Below are 8830 nucleotides of genomic sequence, written 5' to 3'. Positions count from 1 at the left end.
TCGCCGCGGGAGACCCGCGCCGAGCGGTGCAGCATCTGCCACGCCGTCACTCCGTTGACCACGACGGCCTCGGCGTCCTCCGACGCGACCGCGTCGGGGCCGCGCACCCACTCCCCCCCGCCGCCACCGCCGCCCCCGCCCTCGACGCCGCCGCGATCATGGCCCGCTGCGACGAGCTCGCCGCGGTCTCCTCCAGCCGCGACGGCATCGAGCGGGTCTACCTCTCGCCCGAGCACGCCCGGGTGAACGCGATGGCCGCGCGCTGGATGACCGAGGCCGGCATGCGCACCTGGCAGGACGCGGCCGGCAACCAGTGCGGCCGCTACGAGGGCGCGACTCCGGGACTCCCGGCGCTCCTGCTCGGCTCCCACCTCGACACGGTCCCCGACGCGGGCCGCTACGACGGGATCCTCGGCGTGACGCTCGCGATCGCCGTGGTGTCGCGCCTGCACGGGGCGGGCCGGCGCCTGCCGTTCGCCGTCGAGGTCGTCGCGTTCGGCGACGAGGAGGGCACCCGCTTCGGCACGGCGCTCCTCGGCTCCCGCGCCCTCGCCGGCACCTGGGACGAGCACTGGTGGGAGCTCGAGGACGCCGACGGGACGACGCTCGTCGAGGCGTTCCACGAGTTCGGGCTGGACCCCTCGCGCATCCGCACCGCCGCGCGCGACGCGCAGGACGTTCTCGCTTATCTCGAGGCGCACATCGAGCAGGGCCCCTACCTGGAGGAGGCGGACCGCGCCCTCGCCGTGGTCTCCTCGATAGCGGGCGCCCGCCGCTTCGCACTCACCCTCACCGGCAAGGCCGGGCACGCGGGCGGAGTTCCGCTCGACCGCCGCCGCGACGCGCTCACCGGGGCGGCCGAGGCCGTGCTCGCGGTGGAGCGCACCGAGCGGGAGCAGGGCGCGATCGCCACGGTCGGCCGGCTCGAGACCTTCCCGGGCGCGGTCAACGTCATCCCCGGCCGGGTCGAGTTCAGCCTCGACCTCCGCGCCGAGACCGACGCCCAGCGCGACGCGGCGTGGGACGCCATCGAGCACGCGATGTCGGAGTCGGCGTCGCGCCGCCGTCTCGCGCTGACGGTGGAGGAGACCCATTCGGCCCCCGCGGTCGTCGCCTCCTCTCGGCTGCAGGACGTCGTGCGCGCGGGCATCCGCGCGACCGGGGACGCGGAGCCGATGGTGCTGTTCTCCAAGGCCGGCCACGACGCGACGGCGGTCGCCGACCTCGCCGAGTACGCGATGCTCTTCCTCCGCTGCGAGGGCGGCGTCAGCCACCACCCGGACGAGAACGTGACCGAGGCCGACGTCGCGACCGCGCTCGACGCGTTCGAGGCGGCCGTGCTGGCGCTCGCCGACGGGACGCCGACCGCGTGACCCCCGCCCCGGCCCCCTCGACGAGCATCGGTCACCGCATCGATGCCGGCTACGCCGCGCTGTCGCGGCAGGAGCAGCGGGCGGCCGACTTCATCCTCGACCACCTCGGCGACCTGGCCGTCTACACGGCGACCGAGCTCGCCCAGCACAGCGGAGTGTCCAAGGCCACGGTCTCGCGGCTGTTCCGCCGCCTGGGGTTCTCGAACTCGCAGGAGGTGCGCGAGCACGCCCGGGCGCTGCGGTCCTCCGGTGTGCCGGTGGGTCCCGCGCAGGGGCGGGGGGATCCGCTCGCCGCGCACCTCGAGAGCGAGCGGGCGACCCTGGCCCGGCTGGCCGCCGCGTTCGGCGACGGGCGGCTGGAGGAGGCGGTGCGGCTGATCGCGGGAGCGCGCGAGGTCGTCGTGATCGGACTGCGCAACAGCTACCCGGTGGCGCTGCACCTGCGCCAGCAGCTCGCGCAGGCGCGCGGACGCGTCCGGATCGCCCCGCAGCCCGGCCAGTCGCTCGGTGAGGAGCTCGAGGGGCTCGGAGCCGAGGACGTCGTGGTGCTGGTCGGCTTCCGCCGCCGCCCCGCCTCCTTCGCGGCCCTGATCGGGACGCTCGCCGCGCGCGAGGTGCCCGTGGTGCTCCTCGCGGATCCGCCCGCCCGGCGCTACGCGGAGCACGCGGCGGTCTGGCTGGAGTGCCCGGTCGACAGCGGCACGGCGCTGGACAGCTACGCGGCGGCGATGAGCGCGGTCGCGCTCGTGGCCTCCGGAGTGCTCGGGGCGTCGCCGAGGGAGTCGCGCGAGCGGATCGCCGGGATCAGCACGGCCTACGCGGAGCTCGCCGAGCTGGAGGACCGGCCGTGAGCGAGGCGGCGGAGCTGATCCGCGCGCACGCCAAGGACCCCGTCGGGCAGGCCGACCCGACTCCGGCCCTCGGCCGGGCCGAGCTGATCACCCCCACCTGCGGCGACCGGATCGAGCTGCGCGTCGACGGCGGCGTCGAGCAGGTGCACCTCGCCTGGAGCGGGCGGGGGTGCGAGGTCTCGCGGGGATCCGCGTCGCTGCTCCTGGACGGTCTCGACGGGCTGCCGGCGTCGGACATGCGGGAGCGGATCGACGCGTTCCTCGCGGCGATGGCGCACCGGGAGGGTGCTCTCGCCGGCGACGAACAGGCGCTGCTCGCGGTGGCGGGCAACCCCGTCCGCTCCGTCTGCGCGACGCTGGCCTGGCGGGCGCTGGCCGCCGCCCTCGACGACGCGGGCCTGGCGTGAACCGCTCAGTCCGGCCCGTCGCGGTCGGATCCCGACCACAGATCGCCGCACTCCACCCCGCGCGCGCCCCTCGCGCGGAGCAAGTCGCGCGGGCCGGAGTCGCCGTGCACGCCCTCGAGGAGCTCCGGCCAGTGGTCCCGTCCCAGCAGCACCGGATGACCGGGCCGACCGCGGAAGACCGCGCGGGCGAGCACGTCCGGCGCGACCGGCGCCTCCGCGAGCAGCCGGGCCCCCACGCTCGGCGGCTCCTCGGGCAGGTCGACCAGGGCGACCAGCGCGGCGACGCCCTCAGCCGCGGCGAGACCCGCGCGGAGCGACGCCGAGAGGCCGCTCTCCCACTCCGCCGCGACGACCACGTCCGCGGACGGCGGCACCAGGAGGCGCGCCCGTCCGGCCTCCGCGCCCAGGACCACGAGCACCCGCTCGCAGCCCACCGCGCGGAGCCTCTCGACGGCCCGCTCCACCCAGGGAACTCCCGCCGCGTCGCACCGCAGCGCCTTTGGGCCGCCCGCCCGGCGCCCCGCACCCGCCGCGAGCACCAGCCCGACGAGGTCCCGACTCCCGACCAGATCCATCCGACCATCGTGCCGCAGGCCGAGCCCCTGCTCCGCCGGACGAAGGAGACCGCATGACCGACACCCGATCCGAGACCGCCCGCGACGTGCTGCTCGCGTGCCTCGCCGTCCCCCGCTGGGCCGACGAGGTCGCCTCCGGCGCGCCCTACCCGTCGGCCGACTCGCTCGCCGGCGCGGCTGAGCGTGCCTCGCGCACGGTCACCGAGGAGGAGGTGGAGGCGGCGCTTGCCGACCACCGCCGGATCGGCGAGCGGCACGCGGGCGCGGGGCGCTCCTCCGCGTTCTCGGCCGCGGAGCAGGCGGCGAGCCGCACGGGCGACGAGGAGCTGACCCGGCGGCTGCTGGCCGGCAACCGCGCCTACGAGGAGCGGTTCGGGCGCGTGTTCCTCCTCCGCGCGGCCGGCCGCGACCGGGCCGAGGTCGTCGCGGAGCTGGAGCGGAGGCTCGGGCTCGACGACGAGACGGAGGCCCGCATCGTCGCGGAGCAGCTGCGGGAGATCACGGTGCTGCGCGTCCGCGGCCTCGACGACGGGCGCCTCGTCCGGGCGGAGGCCGCACGATGAGCGGGCACGCCAGCCGCGTCACCACCCACGTGCTCGACGCCGTCCGCGGCCGCCCCGCACGCGGCGTCCCGGTGGCTCTCGACGCCCGTGTCGGCTCCGGCTGGGAGCGCCTCGCCGAGGCCCGCACCGACGACGACGGCCGCGTGGCGGCCTTCGGGCCGGAGCGCCTGGCCGCCGGGGTCCACCGGGTCGTCTTCGACACCGGCGCCTGGTTCGCCGCCTCGGGCACCGAGTCGTTCTACCCCGAGGTCGTCGTCGCCTTCCGCCTCGACGACGAGGAGGCGCACTTCCACATCCCGCTCCTGCTCAGTCCCTTCGCCTACTCGACCTACCGGGGCAGCTGATGCAGCTGCAGGACGTCCTCGACGCGCCGCAGCTGCGGCTGCGCGTGCTGGTCGCCGGCGACGGGGCGCTCGCCCGGCCGGTCGACGGCATCTTCACGACCGACCTCCTCGATCCGCGCCGCTACATCTCGCGCGACCAGCTGGTGCTGACAGGTCTGGTCTGGCGTCGGGACGCCCAGGACAGCGCGGCCTTCGTCGCCGCGGTCGCGGACTCGGGTGCCAGCGCTCTGCTCGCCGGCGAGGGGCTGCTGGGCTTCGTGCCGGACGACCTCGTCGTCGCCTGCCGCGAGCACGACGTCCCGCTGATCGCCGTGCCGGCCGATGTGTCGTTCGGCGCGATCACGGCGCACCTGTCGAACGCCCTCGCCGGCGAGCAGAGCGCTGGCACCCGAGTCCGCGACCGCGGCGACGAAGGCCGCGCTGTCCTGGGCGTCCCGACGCCAGACCAGACCTGTCAGCACCAGCTGGTCGCGCGAGATGTAGCGGCGCGGATCGAGGAGGTCGGTCGTGAAGATGCCGTCGACCGGCCGGGCGAGCGCCCCGTCGCCGGCGACCAGCACGCGCAGCCGCAGCTGCGGCGCGTCGAGGACGTCCTGCAGCTGCATCAGCTGCCCCGGTAGGTCGAGTAGGCGAAGGGACTGAGCAGGAGCGGGATGTGGAAGTGCGCCTCCTCGTCGTCGAGGCGGAAGGCGACGACGACCTCGGGGTAGAACGACTCGGTGCCCGAGGCGGCGAACCAGGCGCCGGTGTCGAAGACGACCGGGTGGACCCCGGCGGCCAGGCGCTCCGGCCCGAAGGCCGCCACGCGGCCGTCGTCGTCGGTGCGGGCCTCGGCGAGGCGCTCCCAGCCGGAGCCGACACGGGCGTCGAGAGCCACCGGGACGCCGCGTGCGGGGCGGCCGCGGACGGCGTCGAGCACGTGGGTGGTGACGCGGCTGGCGTGCCCGCTCATCGTGCGGCCTCCGCCCGGACGAGGCGCCCGTCGTCGAGGCCGCGGACGCGCAGCACCGTGATCTCCCGCAGCTGCTCCGCGACGATGCGGGCCTCCGTCTCGTCGTCGAGCCCGAGCCTCCGCTCCAGCTCCGCGACGACCTCGGCCCGGTCGCGGCCGGCCGCGCGGAGGAGGAACACGCGCCCGAACCGCTCCTCGTAGGCGCGGTTGCCGGCCAGCAGCCGCCGGGTCAGCTCCTCGTCGCCCGTGCGGCTCGCCGCCTGCTCCGCGGCCGAGAACGCGGAGGAGCGCCCCGCGCCCGCGTGCCGCTCGCCGATCCGGGGGTGGTCGGCCAGCGCCGCCTCCACCTCCTCCTCGGTGAGCGTGCGCGCGGCCCGCTCGGCCGCGTCGGCGAGCGCGTCGGCCGACGGGTAGGGCGCGCCGGAGGCGACCTCGTCGGCCCAGCGGGGGACGGCGAGGCACGCGAGCAGCACGTCGCGGGCGGTCTCGGATCGGGTGTCGGTCATGCGGTCTCCTTCGTCCGGCGGAGCAGGGGCTCGGCCTGCGGCACGATGGTCGGATGGATCTGGTCGGGAGTCGGGACCTCGTCGGGCTGGTGCTCGCGGCGGGTGCGGGGCGCCGGGCGGGCGGCCCGAAGGCGCTGCGGTGCGACGCGGCGGGAGTTCCCTGGGTGGAGCGGGCCGTCGAGAGGCTCCGCGCGGTGGGCTGCGAGCGGGTGCTCGTGGTCCTGGGCGCGGAGGCCGGACGGGCGCGCCTCCTGGTGCCGCCGTCCGCGGACGTGGTCGTCGCGGCGGAGTGGGAGAGCGGCCTCTCGGCGTCGCTCCGCGCGGGTCTCGCCGCGGCTGAGGGCGTCGCCGCGCTGGTCGCCCTGGTCGACCTGCCCGAGGAGCCGCCGAGCGTGGGGGCCCGGCTGCTCGCGGAGGCGCCGGTCGCGCCGGACGTGCTCGCCCGCGCGGTCTTCCGCGGTCGGCCCGGTCATCCGGTGCTGCTGGGACGGGACCACTGGCCGGAGCTCCTCGAGGGCGTGCACGGCGACTCCGGCGCGCGCGACCTGCTCCGCGCGAGGGGCGCGCGCGGGGTGGAGTGCGGCGATCTGTGGTCGGGATCCGACCGCGACGGGCCGGACTGAGCGGTTCACGCCAGGCCCGCGTCGTCGAGGGCGGCGGCCAGCGCCCGCCAGGCCAGCGTCGCGCAGACGGAGCGGACGGGGTTGCCCGCCACCGCGAGCAGCGCCTGTTCGTCGCCGGCGAGAGCACCCTCCCGGTGCGCCATCGCCGCGAGGAACGCGTCGATCCGCTCCCGCATGTCCGACGCCGGCAGCCCGTCGAGACCGTCCAGGAGCAGCGACGCGGATCCCCGCGAGACCTCGCACCCCCGCCCGCTCCAGGCGAGGTGCACCTGCTCGACGCCGCCGTCGACGCGCAGCTCGATCCGGTCGCCGCAGGTGGGGGTGATCAGCTCGGCCCGGCCGAGGGCCGGAGTCGGGTCGGCCTGCCCGACGGGGTCCTTGGCGTGCGCGCGGATCAGCTCCGCCGCCTCGCTCACGGCCGGTCCTCCAGCTCGGCGAGCTCCGCGTAGGCCGTGCTGATCCCGGCGATCCGCTCGCGCGACTCCCTCGGCGACGCCCCGAGCACTCCGGAGGCCACGAGCGCGACCGCGCTCATCGCCGCCGCGTAGCTGTCCAGCGCCGTGCCGCTGTCGACCGGGCACTCCAGCCAGACCGCCGCGTGCTCCGCGTAGCGCCGGGCGGGCGGATCCGCGAGGAGCACCACGGGCACCTCGCGCGCGGCGAGCGTCCCGATCAGGGCCGCGAAGGAGGCGGGGCGGCGGCGGAAGCCGACCAGCACCACGACGTCCTCGGCTCCGAGCCCCTCGAGCTCCTCACCGAGCGACTGGCCGGGCTGCGGGGCGATCCGGACGCGTCCGCGCGCCTGCGCGAGCTGCTGGCGCAGGTGCAGCGCCACCGGGTAGCTGTTGCGCAGTCCGATCACGACGACCTCGCGCGCTCCCGCGATCAGCCGCACCGCCTCCTCCAGCCGCCCGTCGCCGAACGCGGCGGCCAGCCGGGCCAGGTTCGCCCGCTCGCTCTCGAGGTGCGCGGCGAGCGGATCCCCCTGCCCCTGCGCGGGACCGACCGGCACACCGGAGGACCGCAGCGCCCGGGCGTGCTCGCGCACCTCCTGCGAGTTCGAGAACCCCAGGCGGCGGAACAGCCGCGAGACCGTGGCCTTGGACACTCCGCTGTGCTGGGCGAGCTCGGTCGCCGTGTAGACGGCCAGGTCGCCGAGGTGGTCGAGGATGAAGTCGGCCGCCCGCTGCTCCTGCCGCGACAGCGCGGCGTAGCCGGCATCGATGCGGTGACCGATGCTCGTCGAGGGGGCCGGGGCGGGGGTCACGCGGTCGGCGTCCCGTCGGCGAGCGCCAGCACGGCCGCCTCGAACGCGTCGAGCGCGGTCGCGACGTCGGCCTCGGTCACGTTCTCGTCCGGGTGGTGGCTGACGCCGCCCTCGCAGCGGAGGAAGAGCATCGCGTACTCGGCGAGGTCGGCGACCGCCGTCGCGTCGTGGCCGGCCTTGGAGAACAGCACCATCGGCTCCGCGTCCCCGGTCGCGCGGATGCCCGCGCGCACGACGTCCTGCAGCCGAGAGGAGGCGACGACCGCGGGGGCCGAATGGGTCTCCTCCACCGTCAGCGCGAGACGGCGGCGCGACGCCGACTCCGACATCGCGTGCTCGATGGCGTCCCACGCCGCGTCGCGCTGGGCGTCGGTCTCGGCGCGGAGGTCGAGGCTGAACTCGACCCGGCCGGGGATGACGTTGACCGCGCCCGGGAAGGTCTCGAGCCGGCCGACCGTGGCGATCACGCCCTGCTCCCGCGCGATGCGCTCCACCGCGAGCACGGCCTCGGCCGCCCCGGTGAGCGCGTCGCGGCGGCGGTCGAGCGGAACTCCGCCCGCGTGCCCGGCCTTGCCGGTGAGGGTGAGTGCGAAGCGGCGGGCGCCCGCTATCGAGGAGACCACGGCGAGGGCGCGGTCCGCCTCCTCCAGGTAGGGGCCCTGCTCGATGTGCGCCTCGAGATAAGCGAGAACGTCCTGCGCGTCGCGCGCGGCGGTGCGGATGCGCGAGGGGTCCAGCCCGAACTCGTGGAACGCCTCGACGAGCGTCGTCCCGTCGGCGTCCTCGAGCTCCCACCAGTGCTCGTCCCAGGTGCCGGCGAGGGCGCGGGAGCCGAGGAGCGCCGTGCCGAAGCGGGTGCCCTCCTCGTCGCCGAACGCGACGACCTCGACGGCGAACGGCAGGCGCCGGCCCGCCCCGTGCAGGCGCGACACCACGGCGATCGCGAGCGTCACGCCGAGGATCCCGTCGTAGCGGCCCGCGTCGGGGACCGTGTCGAGGTGGGAGCCGAGCAGGAGCGCCGGGAGTCCCGGAGTCGCGCCCTCGTAGCGGCCGCACTGGTTGCCGGCCGCGTCCTGCCAGGTGCGCATGCCGGCCTCGGTCATCCAGCGCGCGGCCATCGCGTTCACCCGGGCGTGCTCGGGCGAGAGGTAGACCCGCTCGATGCCGTCGCGGCTGGAGGAGACCGCGGCGAGCTCGTCGCAGCGGGCCATGATCGCGGCGGCGTCGAGGGCGGGGGCGGCGGTGGCGGCGGGGGGGAGTGGGTGCGCGGCCCCGACGCGGTCGCGTCGGAGGACGCCGAGGCCGTCGTGGTCAACGGAGTGACGGCGTGGCAGATGCTGCACCGCTCGGCGCGGGTCTCCCGCGGCGA

Annotated in this window: 12 protein-coding genes and 2 pseudogenes; 7 read left to right on the top strand and 7 right to left on the bottom strand. The window is 76.5% G+C overall.

All coding sequences use genetic code 11. The annotated features are described in order from the left end of the window. Nucleotides 1-155: 155 nt before the first annotated feature. From C5D04_RS17060 to C5D04_RS17050, 3 genes are read left to right on the top strand one after another with little or no spacing between them, the layout of a single operon-like run. Nucleotides 156-1373 (top strand): allantoate amidohydrolase, encoded by a 1218-nt coding sequence (locus C5D04_RS17060; RefSeq protein WP_308471778.1) that lies wholly within the window; start codon nucleotides 156-158, stop codon nucleotides 1371-1373. Beyond that, the gene (locus tag C5D04_RS17055) at nucleotides 1370-2224 is read left to right on the top strand and encodes a MurR/RpiR family transcriptional regulator (RefSeq protein ID WP_219815044.1); all 855 of its coding nucleotides are present in this window, start codon (nucleotides 1370-1372) and stop codon (nucleotides 2222-2224) included. Before C5D04_RS17060 ends, C5D04_RS17055 begins: the two co-directional genes overlap by 4 nt. Further along, nucleotides 2221-2631, top strand: a complete 411-nt coding sequence (locus C5D04_RS17050) for an iron-sulfur cluster assembly scaffold protein (RefSeq protein WP_104348089.1) — start codon at nucleotides 2221-2223, stop codon at nucleotides 2629-2631. Before C5D04_RS17055 ends, C5D04_RS17050 begins: the two co-directional genes overlap by 4 nt. Nucleotides 2632-2636: 5 nt before the next feature. Here C5D04_RS17050 and C5D04_RS17045 read toward each other — a convergent pair whose 3' ends face one another. Further along, entirely contained in the window at nucleotides 2637-3206 is a 570-nt protein-coding gene (locus C5D04_RS17045) for an NTP transferase domain-containing protein (protein WP_104348094.1), read from the bottom strand. A 53-nt stretch (nucleotides 3207-3259) separates the two neighbouring features. Between C5D04_RS17045 and uraD (C5D04_RS17040) the strand changes: the two genes are divergently transcribed. The 3 genes and pseudogenes from uraD (C5D04_RS17040) to C5D04_RS18905 all read left to right on the top strand — a co-directional run. After that, entirely contained in the window at nucleotides 3260-3769 is a 510-nt protein-coding gene (uraD, locus tag C5D04_RS17040; RefSeq protein ID WP_104348093.1) for a 2-oxo-4-hydroxy-4-carboxy-5-ureidoimidazoline decarboxylase, read from the top strand. Further along, complete coding sequence (gene uraH, locus C5D04_RS17035) at nucleotides 3766-4113, top strand: hydroxyisourate hydrolase (RefSeq protein ID WP_104223494.1); 348 nt, start codon at nucleotides 3766-3768, stop codon at nucleotides 4111-4113. Before uraD (C5D04_RS17040) ends, uraH (C5D04_RS17035) begins: the two co-directional genes overlap by 4 nt. Then, nucleotides 4113-4463 (top strand): annotated as a pseudogene (locus tag C5D04_RS18905) (PucR family transcriptional regulator ligand-binding domain-containing protein); the annotation flags it as partial. The gene uraH (C5D04_RS17035) and the pseudogene C5D04_RS18905, both read left to right, overlap by 1 nt. A 63-nt stretch (nucleotides 4464-4526) precedes the next feature. Here C5D04_RS18905 and C5D04_RS18900 read toward each other — a convergent pair. The 3 genes and pseudogenes from C5D04_RS18900 to uraD (C5D04_RS17020) all read right to left on the bottom strand — a co-directional run. Next, nucleotides 4527-4718 (bottom strand): annotated as a pseudogene (locus C5D04_RS18900) (hypothetical protein); the annotation flags it as partial. Next, nucleotides 4718-5065 (bottom strand): hydroxyisourate hydrolase, encoded by a 348-nt coding sequence (gene uraH, locus C5D04_RS17025; RefSeq protein WP_104348091.1) that lies wholly within the window; start codon nucleotides 5063-5065, stop codon nucleotides 4718-4720. The gene uraH (C5D04_RS17025) and the pseudogene C5D04_RS18900, both read right to left, overlap by 1 nt. Next, nucleotides 5062-5571: a 2-oxo-4-hydroxy-4-carboxy-5-ureidoimidazoline decarboxylase gene (gene uraD, locus C5D04_RS17020; RefSeq protein WP_104234584.1), complete on the bottom strand. Its 510-nt coding sequence runs from the start codon at nucleotides 5569-5571 to the stop codon at nucleotides 5062-5064. The genes uraH (C5D04_RS17025) and uraD (C5D04_RS17020) overlap by 4 nt, the downstream gene beginning before the upstream one ends. Nucleotides 5572-5624: 53 nt before the next feature. Here uraD (C5D04_RS17020) and C5D04_RS17015 point away from each other — a divergent pair, with 53 nt between their 5' ends. Then, on the top strand, nucleotides 5625-6194 hold the full coding sequence (locus tag C5D04_RS17015) for an NTP transferase domain-containing protein (protein ID WP_104348090.1): 570 nt from the start codon (nucleotides 5625-5627) through the stop codon (nucleotides 6192-6194). 5 nt (nucleotides 6195-6199) lie between these two features. On the opposite strand, the gene C5D04_RS17010 is transcribed toward C5D04_RS17015, so the two are convergent. The 3 genes from C5D04_RS17010 to C5D04_RS17000 are packed head-to-tail and all read right to left on the bottom strand — an operon-like array spanning nucleotide 6200 to nucleotide 8675. After that, entirely contained in the window at nucleotides 6200-6610 is a 411-nt protein-coding gene (locus C5D04_RS17010) for an iron-sulfur cluster assembly scaffold protein (RefSeq protein WP_104348089.1), read from the bottom strand. After that, nucleotides 6607-7461 (bottom strand): MurR/RpiR family transcriptional regulator, encoded by an 855-nt coding sequence (locus C5D04_RS17005; RefSeq protein ID WP_219812189.1) that lies wholly within the window; start codon nucleotides 7459-7461, stop codon nucleotides 6607-6609. The genes C5D04_RS17010 and C5D04_RS17005 overlap by 4 nt, the downstream gene beginning before the upstream one ends. Further along, on the bottom strand, nucleotides 7458-8675 hold the full coding sequence (locus tag C5D04_RS17000) for an allantoate amidohydrolase (protein ID WP_308471777.1): 1218 nt from the start codon (nucleotides 8673-8675) through the stop codon (nucleotides 7458-7460). Before C5D04_RS17000 ends, C5D04_RS17005 begins: the two co-directional genes overlap by 4 nt. Between the last annotated feature and the right edge of the window lie 155 nt (nucleotides 8676-8830).

Source organism: Rathayibacter sp. AY1D2 (assembly GCF_002932695.1).
GTDB lineage: Bacteria > Actinomycetota > Actinomycetes > Actinomycetales > Microbacteriaceae > Rathayibacter.
The sequence above is the reverse complement of the archived record's forward strand: the minus strand, read 5'-3'. Positions and strand labels throughout refer to the sequence as shown.

Bases quoted from the DNA above. Each gene is read 5' to 3' on its own strand.
- C5D04_RS17045 (WP_104348094.1), bottom strand. From the start codon at position 3,206: ATGGATCTGGTCGGGAGTCGGGACCTCGTCGGGCTGGTGCTCGCGGCG.
- uraD (WP_104348093.1), top strand. From the start codon at position 3,260: ATGACCGACACCCGATCCGAGACCGCCCGCGACGTGCTGCTCGCGTGC.
- uraH (WP_104223494.1), top strand. From the start codon at position 3,766: ATGAGCGGGCACGCCAGCCGCGTCACCACCCACGTGCTCGACGCCGTC.
- uraH (WP_104348091.1), bottom strand. From the start codon at position 5,065: ATGAGCGGGCACGCCAGCCGCGTCACCACCCACGTGCTCGACGCCGTC.
- uraD (WP_104234584.1), bottom strand. From the start codon at position 5,571: ATGACCGACACCCGATCCGAGACCGCCCGCGACGTGCTGCTCGCGTGC.
- C5D04_RS17015 (WP_104348090.1), top strand. From the start codon at position 5,625: ATGGATCTGGTCGGGAGTCGGGACCTCGTCGGGCTGGTGCTCGCGGCG.